Origin of the sequence: Pararhizobium capsulatum DSM 1112 (assembly GCF_030814475.1) — a bacterium.
Taxonomy (GTDB): Bacteria; Pseudomonadota; Alphaproteobacteria; order Rhizobiales; family Rhizobiaceae; genus Pararhizobium; species Pararhizobium capsulatum.
Genome location: NZ_JAUSVF010000002.1, coordinates 275,563 through 293,281 on the forward strand (window position 1 = coordinate 275,563; position 17,719 = coordinate 293,281).

General features: G+C 61.4%; 15 protein-coding genes. 9 read left to right on the forward strand and 6 right to left on the reverse strand.

Annotation, left to right across the window (positions count from 1 at the left end):
* The first annotated feature begins 182 nt into the window (after positions 1-182).
* Together QO002_RS21695 and QO002_RS21700 are read left to right on the forward strand one after the other, a co-directional pair.
* Positions 183-1,712: an FGGY-family carbohydrate kinase gene (locus tag QO002_RS21695; protein WP_307233787.1), complete on the forward strand. Its 1,530-nt coding sequence runs from the start codon at positions 183-185 to the stop codon at positions 1,710-1,712.
* Between the two features lie 2 nt (positions 1,713-1,714).
* Positions 1,715-3,331, forward strand: a complete 1,617-nt coding sequence (locus QO002_RS21700) for a GMC family oxidoreductase (RefSeq protein WP_370878585.1) — start codon at positions 1,715-1,717, stop codon at positions 3,329-3,331.
* A gap of 90 nt (positions 3,332-3,421) precedes the next feature.
* Here the strand turns inward: QO002_RS21700 and QO002_RS21705 are convergent, their stop codons facing one another.
* A complete protein-coding gene (locus QO002_RS21705; RefSeq protein WP_307233789.1) occupies positions 3,422-4,108 on the reverse strand; it encodes a hydrolase in 687 nt (228 codons plus the stop codon).
* A gap of 118 nt (positions 4,109-4,226) precedes the next feature.
* On the opposite strand from QO002_RS21705, the gene QO002_RS21710 reads away from it, so the two are divergent.
* From QO002_RS21710 to greA, 5 genes are all read left to right on the forward strand, one after another.
* Positions 4,227-5,126 (forward strand): LysR family transcriptional regulator, encoded by a 900-nt coding sequence (locus QO002_RS21710; protein WP_307233790.1) that lies wholly within the window; start codon positions 4,227-4,229, stop codon positions 5,124-5,126.
* A 215-nt stretch (positions 5,127-5,341) separates the two neighbouring features.
* Positions 5,342-7,057: a SulP family inorganic anion transporter gene (locus QO002_RS21715; protein ID WP_307233791.1), complete on the forward strand. Its 1,716-nt coding sequence runs from the start codon at positions 5,342-5,344 to the stop codon at positions 7,055-7,057.
* Between the two features lie 102 nt (positions 7,058-7,159).
* Positions 7,160-8,452, forward strand: a complete 1,293-nt coding sequence (locus QO002_RS21720; protein ID WP_307233792.1) for a TadE/TadG family type IV pilus assembly protein — start codon at positions 7,160-7,162, stop codon at positions 8,450-8,452.
* A gap of 142 nt (positions 8,453-8,594) precedes the next feature.
* Positions 8,595-9,491 (forward strand): DMT family transporter, encoded by an 897-nt coding sequence (locus QO002_RS21725; RefSeq protein ID WP_307233793.1) that lies wholly within the window; start codon positions 8,595-8,597, stop codon positions 9,489-9,491.
* Between the two features lie 614 nt (positions 9,492-10,105).
* Complete coding sequence (gene greA / locus QO002_RS21730; RefSeq protein WP_307233794.1) at positions 10,106-10,588, forward strand: transcription elongation factor GreA; 483 nt, start codon at positions 10,106-10,108, stop codon at positions 10,586-10,588.
* A gap of 30 nt (positions 10,589-10,618) precedes the next feature.
* Here greA and QO002_RS21735 read toward each other — a convergent pair whose 3' ends face one another.
* The 5 genes from QO002_RS21735 to QO002_RS21755 form a co-directional block, all read right to left on the reverse strand.
* A complete protein-coding gene (locus QO002_RS21735; RefSeq protein ID WP_307233795.1) occupies positions 10,619-11,425 on the reverse strand; it encodes an ABC transporter permease in 807 nt (268 codons plus the stop codon).
* Positions 11,426-11,432: 7 nt separating this feature from the next.
* Complete coding sequence (locus QO002_RS21740) at positions 11,433-12,317, reverse strand: ABC transporter permease (protein WP_307233796.1); 885 nt, start codon at positions 12,315-12,317, stop codon at positions 11,433-11,435.
* On the reverse strand, positions 12,314-13,408 hold the full coding sequence (locus tag QO002_RS21745) for an ABC transporter ATP-binding protein (protein ID WP_307233797.1): 1,095 nt from the start codon (positions 13,406-13,408) through the stop codon (positions 12,314-12,316). Before QO002_RS21745 ends, QO002_RS21740 begins: the two co-directional genes overlap by 4 nt.
* 94 nt (positions 13,409-13,502) lie before the next feature.
* On the reverse strand, positions 13,503-14,636 hold the full coding sequence (locus tag QO002_RS21750; protein ID WP_307233798.1) for an extracellular solute-binding protein: 1,134 nt from the start codon (positions 14,634-14,636) through the stop codon (positions 13,503-13,505).
* Between the two features lie 74 nt (positions 14,637-14,710).
* Complete coding sequence (locus QO002_RS21755) at positions 14,711-15,685, reverse strand: agmatinase (RefSeq protein ID WP_307233799.1); 975 nt, start codon at positions 15,683-15,685, stop codon at positions 14,711-14,713.
* 441 nt (positions 15,686-16,126) lie between these two features.
* On the opposite strand from QO002_RS21755, the gene QO002_RS21760 reads away from it, so the two are divergent.
* The gene (locus QO002_RS21760) at positions 16,127-16,867 is read left to right on the forward strand and encodes a sulfite exporter TauE/SafE family protein (protein ID WP_307233800.1); all 741 of its coding nucleotides are present in this window, start codon (positions 16,127-16,129) and stop codon (positions 16,865-16,867) included.
* 39 nt (positions 16,868-16,906) lie between these two features.
* On the forward strand, positions 16,907-17,659 hold the full coding sequence (locus QO002_RS21765; RefSeq protein ID WP_307233801.1) for an SDR family NAD(P)-dependent oxidoreductase: 753 nt from the start codon (positions 16,907-16,909) through the stop codon (positions 17,657-17,659).
* The last annotated feature ends 60 nt before the right edge of the window (positions 17,660-17,719 follow it).

Consider the following 17,719-nt stretch of genomic DNA (forward strand, 5'->3'; position numbering starts at 1 on the left):
GGCAGATTGGCTGGGGCTGGGCAGAGGGGGGATCGCAGCGCTGCCGCGTATCATGTCCTTGGACCTGAAAATGAGGTACTGCCGCGAATTACCTCTTCTCCCCACTGGGGAGAAGAGGGAGCAAGGACTGGGCTTTCGGCTCGAACCGCGCAAAACTGTCAGAACCTTGGGAGGGGTTCGAAATGGAAAAATACCTGTTGGGCCTCGATGCCGGAAACACCGTCATCAAGGCTGTGATCTTCGATCTCAAGGGCCGGGAAGTCGCCTATGCCGGGGAGGAGGGCCATAGCCGCATGCCAAGCCCCGGCCATGTCGAGCGTGATCTCGGCGAACTCTGGGCCAATGCCAAGCGTGTCATCCGCGCCTGCCTCGACAAGGCCGGTATTGCAGCCACAGATATCGCCGCAATCGGCTGCGCCGGCCATGGCAACGGGCTTTATGCACTCGACCGCGACGGTGCGCCGCTCATCGGCATCCAGTCGCTCGACACGAGGGCAACGGGGCTTGTCGAGGAATGGGCGGCGGCAGGCGTCGGTGATCGCACCGCGCCCATTGCCCGCCAGCGCCCCTGGCCCTCCCAGACGCCGACGCTGCTCGCCTGGCTGAAACGCCACCGGCCCGAACTCTTCCAGCGCATCGGCACGGTGTTCTTTTCCAAGGATTTTGTCGTCAACCGGTTGACCGGCCAGCGCGTCAGCGAAGTCTCAGATATGTCCGGCGCCGGCCTGCTCGATCTTGCCGCCCGCCGCTACGACAAAACGCTGATGGCGGCTTACGGGCTTGCGGATTGCATGCACATGCTGCCGCCGCTGATCGAAAGCGCCGATATCGCCGGCCACGTGACGGCCGAGGTCGCGGCTGAAACCGGGCTTGCCGCCGGTACGCCTGTTATTGGCGGGCTGTTCGACGTCGTTGCCTCGGCGCTCGGCTCGGGTGTGTCGCGCACCGGCAACGCCTCTGTTATCGCCGGTACCTGGAGTATCAATCAGGTGATCATCGACGGTCCCGCGCTCGACGGTCCGGTCTTCATGTCGTCCACCTTCGACCGCAGCCGCTACATGGCGATGGAAAACAGCGCGACGTCAGCCGCCAATCTCGAATGGCTGGTGCGGGAATTCTTCGAGGGCGAGCATCAGGAAGGCGCCTCGCCTTTCGATACGGCTTGCGCGCTCGCAGCCGCCGTCACACCGGCGGCGGACGATCCGCTTTATCACCCCTATCTCTACGGCGCCCAACAGGATGGCCACGCGCGGGCAGGCTTTTATGGCATGGCCGGCTGGCACACCAAGGGGCACCTGATCCGGGCGCTGCTGGAAGGCGTCGCCTTCGGCCACCGCCAGCATATCGAGACAATCCGTAAGGCTGGGGCTACCTTCGATGAGGCGGTGTTGTCCGGCGGCGGCTCGCGCAGCATGCTCTGGCCGCAGATTTTCGCTGATGTGCTGGGTGTTCCCGTCACCGTCGCCGTTTCCCGGGAAACGGGGGCGTTGGGCGCTGCGATCGCGGCCGGGACGGGCGTCGGTCTGTTTGCAGATTTTACCGAGGGCGCTACCGCCATGGTGCGCACCGATCGGCACTACAAACCGAACGCCGCACTCGCCGCCCATTACATCAGACGCTACAGCCTCTATACCGATATCGCCGAAGCGATGACGCCGCTGTGGCGGCGGCTTTCCGAGGCGCAAAGCCTTGCAACAGGAGTTGCAGCGTGAAATTGCAGACGAATGAAACGCCGATTGACGAAGGCCGCTACGATTTCATCATCGTCGGCGCGGGCTCGGCCGGTTGCGTGCTGGCAAACCGGCTCTCGGCCGATCCGAAAAACCGCGTGCTGCTGCTCGAGGCCGGCGGCTCGGATCGCTATCACTGGGTGCATGTGCCGATCGGCTATCTCTATTGCATGGGCAATCCGCGCACCGACTGGATGATGAAAACGGCGGCGGAAGCCGGCCTCAACGGCCGCGCGCTCAACTATCCGCGTGGCAAACTGCTCGGCGGCTGCTCGTCGATCAATGGCATGATCTACATGCGCGGCCAGGCGGCCGATTATGACGGCTGGCGCCAAGCGGGCAATATGGGTTGGGGCTGGGACGATGTGCTGCCGTATTTCCTGAAATCGGAAGACAATTATCGCGGCAAATCGGCCATGCATGGCGCGGGCGGCGAATGGCGGGTCGAGCGCCAGCGCCTGTCCTGGCCGATCCTCGATGCCTTCCGCGATGCGGCGGAAGAGCTTGGCATCCGCAAGACCGAGGATTTCAACGACGGCGACAACGAAGGTTCCGGCTATTTCGAGGTCAACCAGAAGGGCGGCCTGCGCTGGAACACGACGAAAGCCTTCCTGCGGCCGGCGATGAAGCGCAGGAACCTGCGCGTGCTGACCGGCGCCGAAACCGAGCGGCTGGAATTTACCGGCAAGGCCGTGTCCGGCGTGCGCTTCCGGTTGAATGGCCGGCTCTGCGTGGCGCATGCGACGCGCGAGGTCGTCCTGTCGGCAGGCGCCATCAATTCGCCGAAGATTCTGGAGCTTTCCGGCATTGGTCGGCCGGATGTGCTCTCCGAGCTTGGCATCGACGTGCATCATGCGCTGCAAGGGGTGGGCGAAAACCTGCAGGATCACCTGCAGATCCGCACGGTGTTCAAGATCGAGGGTGCGCGCACACTGAACCAGCTTTACCACAACCTCTTCAGCCGCGCCGGCATGGGCCTGCAATATGCGATCCGCCGTTCGGGCCCACTCTCGATGGCGCCAAGCCAGCTCGGCATCTTCGCCAAAAGCGATCCGGCTGTCGCGACCGCCGATCTCGAATACCACGTCCAGCCGTTGAGCACGGACCGGCTCGGCGAGCCGTTGCATCGCTATCCGGCCGTGACCGTCTCCGTCTGCAATCTGCGGCCGGAAAGCCGCGGCACGGTGCATATGACGACATCAGATGTTTCGACGGCCCCGGAAATCCGTCCCAACTACCTCTCGACAGCGGGTGACCGGCTGCTTGCGGTGAAATCCATCCGCCATGCCCGCAGTCTTATGGAGGCCAAGGCGATCGCCGGTTTCCGGCCGCAGGAAATGCTTCCGGGCAAGGAATATCAGAGCGAAGAAGAGCTGATCCGACGCGCCGGGGATATCGCGACGACGATCTTCCACCCGGTCGGCACCTGCAGGATGGGAGACGATCCCATGGCAGTGGTGGATGCGAAGCTGCGGCTGCACGGGCTCGCCAACCTGCGCGTGGTCGATGCCTCGATCATGCCGACTATTGTTTCCGGCAACACCAATTCCCCTGTCATCATGATCGCGGAAAAGGCGGCGGAGGCCATGCTGAGCGCGTGACGCCCGGCAACCGGTTCGTCGCAAAAGCGAGACACCTTCGATGCGACCGTTCCCGGTCGCATCGAAGGTCGGTTCTCTGGCTTTGGCGGATCAGACGGCGGGGTTCGGGCCGATGCGCTCGCCATGGCCGACGCGCTCCTGCGCATTGTGGACCATCGTGTAGGCGTAATCGATCCCCATGCCATAGGCGCCGGAATGTTCCTTGGCGATACCGACCGTGCCGTCATAGGTTTCCTTGCGGGCCCAGTCGCGCTGCCATTCCAGCATGACCTGCTGCCATGTTACCGGGATGATGCCGGCCTGAACCATACGGTCCATCGCATATTTATGCGCATCGGCGCTCGTGCCGCCGGAAGCATCGGCAACCATGTAGATCTCGTAGTCGGTGTCGTTGAGGCAGGAGAGTGCGAAGGTTACGTTGCAGACTTCCGTCCAGAGGCCGGAGACGACGATCTTCTTGCGGCCGGCGGCGGCGTTGACGGCGAGTGCGTCGCGGACATTCTGGTCGTCCCAGGAGTTCATGGAGGTGCGCTCGAGGATCTTGTTATCAGGGAAAACCTGCAGGAGCTCGGGATAGGTATGACCGGAGAAGCTCAGGGTCTCGACCGTGGTGATGGTTGTCGGAATGCGGAAGAGGCGGGCAGCCTTTGCCAGGCCGACGACATTGTTCTTCAGCGTCTGGCGGTCGATCGACTGAACGCCGAAAGCCATCTGCGGCTGCTGGTCGATGAAGATCATCTGGCTGTTCTGGGGGGTGAGAACTTCAAGCTTGGACATCGGTGTCGCCTTTCCTCTTAGGTGGTTGCTGTCTGACAAGGGAAAATCTAGCGGAGTTGTTTTGTCTCGAAAATTGCAATAATAATTGCGAATGAATTGCGATTTTTGAAATAATGCCATGAACGACTACAAAGCTCTGCGAACCTTTCTCCTTGCGGCCGAAAAGCGAAATTTCGCCCAGGTTGCGCGTGAACTCGATATGACGCCGGCCGCGGTCACCCGCGCCATCGCGGCGCTGGAAGACGATCTCGGCGTGCAGCTTTTCGTGCGCACGACACGGCAGGTATCGCTGACGACCGACGGCGCGATCTTTGCCGCACAGATACAGCCGGCGATCTCCGCGCTCGAAAACGCGCGAAAGGATGTGATCAACGCCAACAAGGCAGATCAAGGTCGCCTCAGGATCAGCGTTCCGACATGGTTCGGCAAGACAATTCTGCCGCCGATCCTTTCGCGCTTCCGGGAACAGTATCCGAAAATCAGCTTCGAGATCTCGCTGGCCGACGGTCTGGTGAACATCGTCGATGACGACTACGACCTTGCCATCCGCATTTCCGCGGCGCCATCGGACAAGTTTACCATCTGGCGAAAGATCTGCGTGATCCGCCGCGTACTCGTTGCCGCCCCGGAAAGTCGCTTTGCAGGCTTGCAGCATCCCGGCGAACTGGCACCCGACGAATGCCTGGCCTACAGCGGGGAGAGCCGGCGCGAGATGTGGACCTTGTCGGATGGGAGCGCGAGCGTCGTGCTTTCGGCGGGCTGTGCCTTCAGCGCCAACAGCGGCGATGTGCTGGCTGACATGGCAGCCGGCGGGGCCGGTGTCGCGCTCTTGCCGCGGTTTCACGTTGCCGAACATCTGCGGAATGGCCGGCTCGTCCATATTCTGGAAAGCTGGGCGCCACCGGATCTGTGGCTGACGCTCTACTACCCGCCCTATCAGACCCTGCCGCCGCCCATCGCCTCCTTCTCCAGGTTCTTCGAACAGCAGCTTCCCGCCCTGGTCGGCGCGTTGGAGTAGCGTTTTTCCGCCTGTCGTCGGCATCGAATATCGCGCTGCGGGCGACAGGTCTTGCAGCGAGCGCAATAGTTGAGATTTTGCGCTGGACGTCAGGCGATTGCGGTGGTGAGATTGCTGCACTGGGCGATTCTTGGGGGTAGACGTGATCGATCCGGCGTGTTGGCAGCGCGTGTCACCCGGCCCGGCCTGATCATGCAGATGGAAGAGGTGGGATCATGATTCCGTTGCCGCATGCCGATCAGTCAAGCGGGGCGCCTCATTCAGGCGGGGAGCCGGGCGGGCCGCTGCGGCTGGATATTGTTGCAGGCCTGACGGCGGCTGCGGTGGTTCTGCCGAAGGCGATGGCCTATGCGACCGTCGCCGGTCTTCCCGTCAGCGTCGGCCTCTACACGGCCTTCGTGCCGATGATTGTCTATGCGCTGCTGGGTAGCTCCCGGGTGCTGAGTGTCAGCTCGACAACCACCCTTGCGATCCTGACAGCAAGCGAGCTTGCACTCGTCGTGCCGGATGGAGATCCCGTTCGGCTTCTGACGGCGACGGCGACATTGACGGCGCTGACAGGGCTGCTTCTGATTGCGGCCGCGGCCCTGAGGCTGGGCTTCGTGGCGAACTTCATATCCTCGCCGGTGCTGACGGGGTTCAAGGCGGGGATCGGACTGGTGATCGTTCTCGATCAGCTGCCGAAACTCTTCGGACTGCATATCGAAAAGCAGGGCTTTTTCCGGGATGTGCTGACCCTCTTCCAGCATCTGCCCGAGACATCGATCATCACGTTTGCGATCGGTGCAACCGCGCTCGTGCTGCTTTTGCTCCTCGAGCGGATCTGGCCTCACTCTCCCGCACCGCTTGCCATCGTGGGCGCGGGCATCGCCCTGTCGTGGCTGGCCGGGCTCGGTGCGGCTGGCGTTTCCATTGTCGGTCACATTCCCCAGGCGTTGCCATCGCTGACACTGCCGGATGTCGATATGATCCTGCGGTTGTTGCCGGGGGCATGCGGCATCGCCCTGATGAGCTTTACGGAGACGATTGCCGCCGGCCGCGCCTTCTCCGTGGCCGGGGAACCGGCGATCCGGCCAAACCGCGAGCTGGTTGCCACCGGACTTGCCAACTTCTCGGGCGGGTTCTTCGGTGCGATGCCGGCCGGTGGGGGCACATCGCAGACAGCTGTGGTGCGCGCCGTCGGGGGGCACTCGCAAAAAGCGTCGCTGGTGACCGCGGCGGCTTCGGCAGCGACGATGCTGGTTCTTGCGCCGCTGCTCGGATTGCTGCCACAGGCGGTGCTGGCCGCCATCGTGATCGTCTATTCCGTCGGCCTGATCGACCCCGTGGAATTCAAGTCGATCCGCAGGGTTCGCCGCATGGAATTCCGCTGGGCGCTTGCCGCCTTTCTGGGCGTGCTTTTCTTCGGCACGCTCCAGGGCATCATTATTGCGATCATCCTGTCGCTCGTCGGCCTTGCAAGCCAGACGGCAAAGCCACGCATCCATATTGTCGGCCGCAAACGGGGAGGGGACGTTCTGCGGCCGGTTTCTGCCGAGCATCCGGACGACGAGACCTTCGAGGGACTGTTGATCCTGCGGCCGGAAGGGAGGCTGTTTTTCGTGAACGCGCAGCAGGTGGGCGACCGCATCCGTGAACTGGTCAATCAGGAAAAGCCGCGCGTCGTGATGCTGGATCTCAGCCGCGTCGTCGATATCGAGTATTCCGCGCTTCAGATGATCATCGAGGGCGAACGCAGTCTCGCGCGACAGGGTATCGTTCTCTGGCTCGCCGGTCTCAATCCGGATGTGTTCGACTATGTCCGGGCATCGGGGTTCGCAGAGCAGCTCGGCATGGACCGGATGTTGCTCAACACGCGGGTCGGTATACGTCGTCATCAGGAGGGCACCTCTGCGGAGCCGCAGCCAGTGGCCGAAGGAGGCTCCGCCTGAGCGGACTGCGACGGTTTTCTGTCCGCTTTTTCAGGGCTTTGCCATGGCGTGAGAATTTTAACCCGCAACGGTTATAAGTCTTCCACGACGATGGAGGCTTTGATGTTTGCGCGGCTACGGAACGATCGATCTGGAAATTTCGGCATCATGGCCGCCATTCTTATTGTGCCCGTCTTTGGCGCAATCGGCCTTGCCGTGGATTTCAGCTCCGCGCTGATGGCCAAGACGAGATTGCAGGATGCTGCCGATGCGGCAGCGCTGGCAGCCATATCGGAACGTTCTCCCGGCGTGCAGAAGGCACTTGAAATGACCGGCGACGGCGAGATTGCCGTCGGCACCCAATATGCGCGGCAGTTCTTTGCTGCGCAGTCCGCCGATTTTGGCGGCGTCACGCTCGATTCGCTGGATGCAAAAGTCGTCAAGAAGGACAATATCGTCAGCTCTGTCGTAAACCTCGAGGCAACAATTTCGACCAGTTTCGCGCGCATACTGGGGCAGGAAAAGATCAAGGTCGCGGTTCGCTCGACCGCCGAATACCAGACGCAGACCTTCAGCGATTTTTACCTACTTCTCGACAACACCCCTTCCATGGGTGTCGGCGCGACGCCCACGGATGTCGCAAAGATGGTAGCGAGCACGTCCGACCAGTGCGCCTTTGCCTGCCACATCGTGAAGAACGGCGTCATCGACAAGAACAGCTATTACAATCTTGCCAAGAAGCTCGGCGTGCAGACGCGTATCAACGTCGTTGCCAAGGCCACTGCAAGCCTGATGGATACCGCCAAGGATTATCGCAGAAGCAGCAACCAGTACCGGATGTCCGTCTATACCTTCGGCGAGAAGGCGGAAGACACCAAGCTGCTTGAAGTCGTGGGGCTGACGACGGACCTGGATGCGGCGAAAAAGAGCGCGGCCAAGATCGACCTGATGTCGATCCCGGCCCAGGGCTACAACAACGACCAGCAGACCGATTTCGACCGCGCCCTCACGCAGATCTCCGCCAAGATGGGGACGGCCGGAAACGGCCTGAGCGTTGGCTCGCCGGAGAAGGTTCTGTTTTTTGTCTCTGATGGGGTCGGCGACAGCTACAAGCCTTCAAGTTGCACCAAGAAGACGACAAGCGGGCGCTGCCAGGAGCCGATTGATATCAAGTTCTGCGAAACGCTGAAGACGGGCGGCTACAAGATCGCCGTTCTTTATACGACCTACCTGCCGCTGCCGACCAACAGCTGGTACAACACATGGATCAAGCCGTTCCAGGCGGAGATCAGCCCGCGCATGCAGGCGTGCGCCTCGCCCGGCCTGTTCTTCGAGGTGAGCCCGACGGAGGGCATCGCCGAGGCCATGGCGGCACTCTTCAAGAAAATCATCACCTCGCCCCGTCTGACGAGCTGATTGCGGACCCGTAACTGATGCTTCGGGGAAGTTGCCCCGAAGCCTGTGTTTTACGCCTCTCCCCGTCGCAAAATTGCTGCACAGGTTCCGTCGCATGGTGTAAGCCTTCGCCAACCGAAGCGCAGAGAGACTGGACGACGCCGTGTCGCAGACCGAACTTGCCGTCACGGCACCCGCCGCCCGTAGCCGTCTGGCGCTTATTGCGCTGCTTGCGGGCGCCGTCGCCATAGGCGCTTCGCCGATTTTCGTCCGACTGTCGGAGGTCGGCCCGATGGCGACCGCTTTCTGGCGGGTTGCTCTGGCCGTGGTGCCGCTGTTTTTCCTGTTCCGTGCGGCAGAAAGGGGAGACGCGGCCAAGCCCCAGGGATTGCGCGAGATGATGGTGCTCGCTTTGCCGGGCGTATTTCTCGCCGGCGATCTCATAAGCTGGCATGCCTCGATCCACGTGACGACGGTCGCCAATGCGACATTGCTCGCCAATCTGGCGCCTGTCTTCGTCACGGCGATCGGCTGGGTGTTCTTCGGCGCATCCATCACACGCGCCTTCCTGATCGGTCTCTTCGTTGCAATCGTGGGTATCGTCGTGTTGAAGGGTGGGCTAAGCGGGCTTGCCGAGGGCAACAGGGCGGGCGATTTGCTGGCCATCCTGGCGGCCGTGTTCTACGCTGGCTACATGCTTAGCATCGCCCGGCTGCGCGGTCGTTTCGACACGATGCGCGTCATGCTGTGGAGCACGCTCTCGGCTGCGGTTTGCCTGTTGCCGGTCGTGCTTTTGACCGAGAGCCAGCTTTTTCCCGTCACGATTTTCGGCTGGGCCATGCTTATCGGGCTGGCGCTGATCTGCCATGTTGGCGGGCAGGTGGCAATCGCCTATGCGCTTGCCTATCTGCCGACGGCATTTTCCTCGCTCACCCTTTTGCTGCAGCCCGTGGTCGCGGCTCTTCTTGGCGTGGTCGTGCTTGGCGAAGGCGTCAGTGTCACGCAGGCGATCGGCGGGGCCATTGTTCTGTGTGGAATTCTTTACGCGCGTCGCAAATAGGCCTGACAGAAAGGGTGGCAAGGCCCGACCGTGGCGTCGGAACCTTGCCGGTGCTAAGAGTTTCCGCCCATTAGCAAGACCACTCTACGTAACCTGTTGGCCCGTGGATCACCGTCATCCGGGGTGGACACGCAAAAATTCATGAGGCCAAATTGGCCATGCCGCCGCGACGGTCGTTCCCCCTTATTCCACCCCGCCGAACGCATGTTTCGACCGGCTGTGCTGGAGACCAGATGCGGGAATTTCCTGAAAAGGTGAGGACCGCTCCGAGGCGGAACGGAGCGGTCCCTGGCGTTTCGGAAGGTCCATGGGGGCTTCGGCGTTGGGGAAGGCCGAAGAACTATCTGGCGGGGGGGTAAAGCCAGTTTCCATGCGGGACACCTCAGAACGCCATACCACTCTAGTTCGGCATCTTTCATGACGAAACCATACAATGGTATGGGTTCTATTTTCAGATGGCCAAATAAATGCACTCGCGATCCCCAATACAGACCCATAAGCGGATATTATCGTCACCGGCGATGACGCGGATGGGGGCGCATTGGCGGGCATCCGCGATAGATGATAGAATTGTAGCCACAAGAAACGGGTTGCGTTTGAATGGAGTTTTGAGAGTGAGTGTCGCCTTCGTCAAAGAGGAAAGTGCAGAAACCGCTGCCGAAACCCTGCTGCCCGACCGCCCGATCTCGGTCCACCCGAACCTGGTGACGCAGGCGGGCCTGAAGGCCCTGGAACTGCAGCTGCAGGAGGCTCGCGAGGCCTACAATGCCACAAGCTCGATCGAAGACGTGAACGAAAGACGGCGGCAGGCCTCAGGCCCGATGCGCGATTTGCGTTATCTCACGGAACGGGTTCGCACCGCTCAGCTTGTCGCGGATCCGACATCGACGGATACGGTCGCGTTCGGAAGCACCGTCACCTTCAGCCGCGACGATGGCCGCGTGCAGACCTACCGTATCGTCGGCGAGGACGAGGCCGACCCGAAGGCCGGGTCGATTTCCTTCGTCTCCCCGGTTGCGCGGTTGCTGCAGGGCAAGACTGTCGGCGATGTCGTGACCGTCGGTGGGCAGGAGCTCGAGATCATCACGATCGCGTAAACCATTCGTCTCGCCTTCGCGACCACGGGGCTAGGCGCTGGCGGGCGCCGATCTTCTGTCGGCGTGCCTGCGGCGCAACTCGACCAGCAAGGCGCCGAGAAGGGTGACAGTGATCAGGATGACGGCAAGGGCGTTGATGGTCGGCGTTATGCCGCTGCGCACCTTGGAAAACACATAGACCGTCATCGTGTCATAGGGGCCGCGCGTGAACAGCGTGATGTTGAAGTTCTCGATCGATTGGAAGAAGGCGATGACAGCGCCGGCGCCAAGCGCCGGGTAGAGATGCGGCAGCAGGATGCGGCGCAGCACCATGGCGTGGCTGGCGCCGAGGTCAAGGGCGGCCTCCTCCAGCGCCCGGTCGAAGCTTTGCAAGCGAGCAAGCACCAATAGCATCACGAAGGCGGCGATGTAGGAGACCTGGCCGAGCACGGCGAGGTGCAGGCCGGGCGGCACCGCGAGCGTGTTCCAGAACAGAAGCGTCGAAATGCCGATCACCGCGCCGGGTGTCAGGATCGGCGCCACCATCAGGCCGTAAAGTGCGGAGCGCATCGCGCCGCCGAGGCTGTTGATCAGGATCGCTGCAGCCGTGCCGATCGGCACCGAGAGCGCGACCACGGCGAGCGCGACCAGCACGGTGTTCTTGAAGGAGTTCAACAGGCGCGTGTCATTCCAGAGGTCCACGAACCACTGTAGCGTGAAGCCGACCCAGGGGAAGACCGAGGGAAAGCGCGAGGCGTTGAAGGCGGCGCCGCCCATGACGATCAGCGGCAGCAGCAGATAGGCGAGGAAGACGTAGAGATAGAGGCGAAACAACCAGTCCGATTTCTTCGTGGTCATGGCTGCCTCACTTCGCAATATCGGAAAGCTTGACGCGGAATATCCGCATCACCAGCGTTACGAACACCGTGCACAGGATCAGGAGCAGGAAGGCGTAGGCCGCACCCGTGTTCCAGTCGAGCGATTCAAACATCCATTGCTGGATGATTTCGGTAAACCAGCGGGAATTGGTGGACGCAAGCAACGTCGGCACGAGGATCGAGCCGGCCGACAGCATGAACACCATAACCGATCCCGAGGCGATGCCGGGTTTCGCATGGGGCAGGATCACCCGCCAGTGAATGCGCCACCACGGCGCACCGAGATCGTCCGCCGCCTCGATCTGGCTCGTATCCAGCGACTGGATGGCGTTGTAGATCGGGAACAGCATGAACAGCACATAGGTATAGACAAGGCCGATCATGACGCTGCGAAAGCCGGTCATCCAGCGGATCGGCTTGTCGATCAGGTGGATATTGATCAGGAAATAATTGAGCGGCCCCTTGAGCGACAGGATGATGAACCACGCGAAGGAGCGCATGATCTCGCTGACCCAGAGCGGAATGGTCAACAGCAGGAAGATTGTCGGCAGGCTCTTTGCCGAGGCTTTTTTCGAGAGGTAATAGGCCAGCGGGTAGGCCATGAAGAAGCACAGGGTTGTCACGATGGACGAATAGAGCACGGTCCAGAAGAACACGGAGATGTGGATCGGGCTCTGGAAGAAGGTCAGGTAGTTCTTCAGCGTATAGACGTCCTTCGGGCCGCCCATCTCGGTAACGGGAAGATAGGGCCGGAAGGAATTCTCGAAGAGATAGAGATTGGGAACGATCACCAGCACCAGCAGCCAGAAGGCGACCAGCAGGACCATCAGCGCGGTCAGCGAAACGCCGTAACGGTTGAGAAGATCCTTCATTCCGCCGCCACCCTGGCTGCGGTCACCTCATCCGCGAGGATGAAGGCCTTGTCGATATCGAAGGTGGCAAACAGTTTTGCGCCACGGTCCGGCACGGTGCCTATACCATCATTGCGGGTTTCGGAGACGATGGTGCGTCCCGCATGGTCCACGGTCTGGATCGAGATGAAATTGCCCTCGAAGGCGATATCGGTGACTTCGACGGGGATGGAGTTGCTCTGGCTCGTCGCAGCCTCGAGCGTCACATGCTCGGGGCGCACATAGAGCTTGGCGCTGGCATCGACATCGCGGCCGAGCCGGCCCCGGAAGACGCCGGTTGCCGTCTGGAAATCGCCGAACCCGTCGGAGCGTCCGGCGAGCGTGCCGGTGAAGATATTGCTCTCGCCGACAAAGGCCGCCACGAAACCGTTGGCGGGCGTGTTGTAGATTTCGCGCGGTGGTGCCACCTGCTGCAGCTTGCCATGGGACATGACGCCGACGCGGTCCGACATCGCCAAGGCCTCACCCTGGTCATGGGTGATGTAGATGAAGGTGACGTTGGTGCGCTTCTGGATGGCGCGGAGTTCAGCGCGCATATGCTGGCGCAGCTTGAGATCAAGCGCGGAGAGCGGTTCGTCGAGCAGCATGACGGAGGGTTCGACCGCGAGCGCGCGGGCAATCGCCACGCGCTGCTTCTGGCCACCGGAAAGCTGGCTCACCGCCTTGTCGGCAGCATCGGGCAGATCGACGAGCGCCAAAAGTTCTTCGGCGCGCTTGCGGCGGGCCTTCTTGTCGACGCCGCGCGCCTCAAGCCCGAAGGCGATGTTTTCCCAGACCGGCATCAGCGGAAAGAGGGCGAGGTTCTGGAATATGAGGGCAGTCGGCCGCTGGTTGGGGCGCTGGTCGCGCATATCCCTGCCGCCGATGCTGATCGTGCCTGATGTCGGCGAAACGAAGCCGGAAACCATGCGCAGGATGGTCGTCTTGCCGCAGCCGGAAGGCCCGAGAAACGAGAAGAATTCACCGGCCTCTATCGACAGCGAGACATCGTCCACCGCACGGAACGATCCGAAATCCGCACACACATTCTGAAGTTCGACACTGGCACTCATTGTCTGGAATTCGTTCCCTTATCGCCTTCGATGGCCGTTTTTCTATCTGTGAGATGCCGGCCGCTTGCGCGGCCGGCAAAAGGGTCAGGCGGCTTTAAGCGGCCTTGTACTTGTCGGCATATTCGCCGCGCTTGGAGAGGAACCATGCGGCCTGGCTCGGCCACCAGTACATCTTGCTGACCGCGTCGCCCGGGAAGCTTGCCTTGTAGAACTCCGACACGGTCGGATCCATCAGGTCGATGCCGCCCTTGCCGACCGGGTTTGCGGAGAAGGCGGTCGCCCAGAGAGCGGAGCCTTCCGCAGTCGAAACCCACTTGGCGAATTCATGGGCCTGCTCGATGTTCTTGGCGCTCTTCAGGAGCACGAGGCCCTGGTTCCAGGCAAAGGCGCCTTCCTTCGGCGCGAGGTAGGCATAGCCGCCTTCCTTCTTCATGTTGAAGCCGGTCGAATCCCAGCACAGGCCAAGCACAGCGCCATTGGTGCGGAACGCCGCCTGCGCGTCGTTTTCGCCGCTCCAGAACTGGACGATGTTGCCCTTGGCCTTGATGGCTTCGGCAAGGGCGATGTCCCACAGCTCGACCATGGTGGCTTCGTCCTTGTAGCCGTCGATCCACGGCTTCGGCAGCTTGCCCTCGGCATCGAGCCAGCGGCCCATGGCCGCAAGCGCGGAGTGGCCGCGCACGGTCACCTGGTTTGCCGGATTGAAGAGGTCGGCGAGGCTGGCCTTGCCATATTCCGTCGGGAAACCTTCGGTGGAATAGACCAGCGCTTCGGTGCCCCAGACGGAGGGCACGATCAGCTTCTGGCCGTCGATCGTCGCCAGCGTATCGGCGGAACCATCGGCGAGACCCGGCGCATAGTTGTCCACCGTCAGCTTCTTGAGGTCCCAACCCTGAAGCAGGCCGTTGGAATTCCAGGCTGAAACGCGGTCAAGCGTCGGCTCGACAACGTCGGAGGTGCCGGTTGCCAGCGAGATCTTCGCCTGGGCAAACATGGTGTCCTGGTCGGGCTGCTCGGTAAAGTTCACCTTGATGCCGGTTGCCTTTTCGAAGGCCGGGAAGACCTTTTCGGCCATGCCGGGATAGCCGGCCCAGCCGGTGAAGTTCACTTCGCCGGAAGACGCAAGTGCCCCCGACGAAATGATGGCGGGGGCAGCCAGAACGCCGGCGCCAATGGCGGTAGATTTCAGAACAGTGCGCCGTGTCAGCGGCGTTTTCAGAATGCTCATCGGTAAGCTCCCAGTTTGTATGTTGCGTTAAAGTTATCCGCCGGTTCCCGGTCTTGCTGTTGTCGGTAGAAGTTTTACGCCGCTAGCTTGAGCGCCTTGCTTTCGGCAATCACGCAGAGCAGTTCGAACAGGATGGTCGCGCCCAGAAATGCGGTGCCGCCGCTCGGATCGACCGGCGGCGAAACCTCCACGAGATCGGCGCCGATGATGTTCAATCCCTGTAATGCGCGAACGACCTGAAGCGCCTGAAAACTGTTGGGACCGCCGATCTCGGGTGTCCCTGTGCCGGGTGCAAAGGTCGGGTCGACAAAATCGATGTCGTAGCTGACATAGGTCTCGGCCGATCCGACAATCTCGCGGGCTTCGGCCATAACGTCATCGACCCCGCGAGCGTGAAACTCTTCGATCGGAATGACCCGGATGCCGACGGCATCGGCAAAGTCGCGATCCTCGAAATCATAGGCTGAGCCGCGAATGCCGATCATGCAGACCCGCTTGGGATCGAGCAGTTCTTCCTCGACCGCGCGGCGGAAAGGCGTGCCGTGGGTGTATTTGAAGCCGCCGAAATAGGAGTGGAAGAGATCGGTGTGGCTGTCGAAATGCACCATGCCGAGTGGCCGGTCCTTCGCCAGCGCCCGGAGGATCGGAAGAGTACATAGATGATCGCCGCCAGCGCTGAGCGGTATGATCCCGGCGTCGCGCACCTTGTCGTAGAAGGCGGTGATCCGCGCAAGGGAATCGGCGACATCGGCGGGATTGGGGCCGACATCGCCCAGATCTGCGCAGCGCGCCAGATCATAGGGGCGAACCTTCGTTGCGCCATTCTGGAAGCGGACCATCGTCGAACAGTCGCGCAACTGGCGCGGTGCGTGACGCGGACCCGGCCGGTTGGTGGTGCCGCCGTCCCAGGGAACGCCGATCAGGCCGATCTCCACCTCGGACAGGCGCGGATCGTCAAAGGTAATGTGCGGCAATCGCATGAAGGTTGCGATGCCGGCAAAACGTGGAAGATCGACCCCGGAAACCGGGTGAAAACCGCCAAAAGCCATCAATTCCCCTCGCGGCTTTGCCGCTGTTATTGGCGACAAGCTAACACGATGATAATGGCTGGCAATGATATATTTACGGAAGCTTCAACGTTGCTACAACTATAGCGATATTTTTCGATATCAAAGTCATGGAAGCCCAAATATACGTCAACAATAGCAAAAAAATTCATCAATATGATTGAATATTAGACAGAATGTTTACGGGCCGCGGGGTCGTCTCCGAGCGGAATTCCGCGTTTTCTCTGAGAAAACAGCATTGTTGCGTCATTTCAGGGCGCCGTGGATGGAAATGCGCAAGCACAGGCTCTGGCTCCATGTTCGCAAGGGGCTGGCCCTGTCTGATGACGGTGGCGGCAGCTATGAACTCCTCAAGCTGTCCCTGATCGGCTATCGCTATGACAGCCGTACGGCCAGTGTGCATAACCCGACAGGAGATCAGGAATGGATGCGCTCGTCATCGGGGCCGTCACCATCGGCGCCGCGGCCTTTCGCGGTGTCACCGGCTTTGGTTACGCGCTGGTCGCGGCGCTAGGCTTTGCCGGCATCTTTTCGCCGACCGGCATGGTGCCGTTCATCCTGATCAACGATCTCATGCTCACCGGCTTTACCGTCGTCGATCGCGGCCGCAGCCCCATCGATTGGCCGGTGACGCGGATTCTGATCGCTGCCGGCCTGCTTGGCGCGCTCTGCGGCAGCCTGCTCGTTCCTTACCTGGAAGGTGATCTTGCCCGCATCCTCGTCTCTGCGACCATCGTGGTTGCGGCCTGCACCGCGCTGATCCGCCAACCGCCGGTCTGGCTGGCACACAAGGCGTTCGGCATCGTCATCGGCTTTGTTACCGGCATTCTTCTGTCAGCCTTTGCCGTCGGCGGTCCGCTGATCGCCGCATGGCTGCTGGCCGGCGGTGTGAAGCGCGACTATGTGCGCGGCACATTGGCGGTGTTCTTCGGCCTGATCGACCTGTTCACGCTGGCAAGCCGCGCCTACATGGGCGCTGTTGATGCCGAGTTGCTGCGCCTCCTGATGATCTATTGCCCGCTGACGCTGGCGGGCTTTGCCGCCGGTTACTTCCTTTCCCATCGCCTGCCGGCCTCAGTCTGGGATCGCGTATCGGGCGTCGGTCTTATCTTTATCGCCATTGTCGGTTTAGCGCAGACGGTTTACGCGATCGCCTTTGCCTGAATACACTGACCAGATCATTTGACGTGAAAGGATCGACCCATGGCCAAGACGGCTCTCATCACCGGCGCCACCTCCGGCTTCGGCAAGGCGGTTGCGCAGCGTTTCGCAAGGGAAGGCTGGAACGTGGTGCTGACTGGCCGCCGTCAGGATCGGCTCGATGCGCTGGTTGCCGAACTGGGCGGGCCGGAACGCGCCCTGGCGCTCTGCTTCGACATCCGCGACGAGACTGCCACGAGGGCCGCGCTGGCCGGGCTGCCGGCGGGCTTTGCCGATATCAACGCTCTCGTCAACAATGCCGGTCTCGCGCTGGGCTATAACCCGGCCCAAACCGCCGATCTCGATCAATGGAAGACGATGATCGACACCAACATTACCGGGCTGGTGACGATCACCCGGCTGCTGCTCGATACGCTGATCGCGCAACGGGGTGTGGTGATCAATCTGGCCTCGATTGCCTCCAGCTGGCCCTATCCCGGCGGCAATGTCTATGGCGGCACCAAGGCCTTCGTGCGTCAGTTTTCGCTGGGGCTGCGCAGCGACCTGTCAGCTAAGGGCGTGCGGGTGACGTCGATCGAACCCGGCCTTTCGGAAAGCGAATTCACGCTTGTCCGCAACGGCGGCGATCAGGCGGCTTACGATAAATTCTACGCCGGCACCAATCCGCTGCAGCCGGAAGATATTGCTGAAAGCATCTACTGGGTCGCGTCGCTGCCTGATCATGTCAACATCAACAGCCTCGAGATCATGCCGGTCAGCCAGTCCTGGGCACCGTTCCAGATTCATCGGGAGTAGGTGGCGTGCTCCCTTTTCTTCCAGTTCGGGAGAAAAGGGAGTTGCCGCTTTTGACAGCTG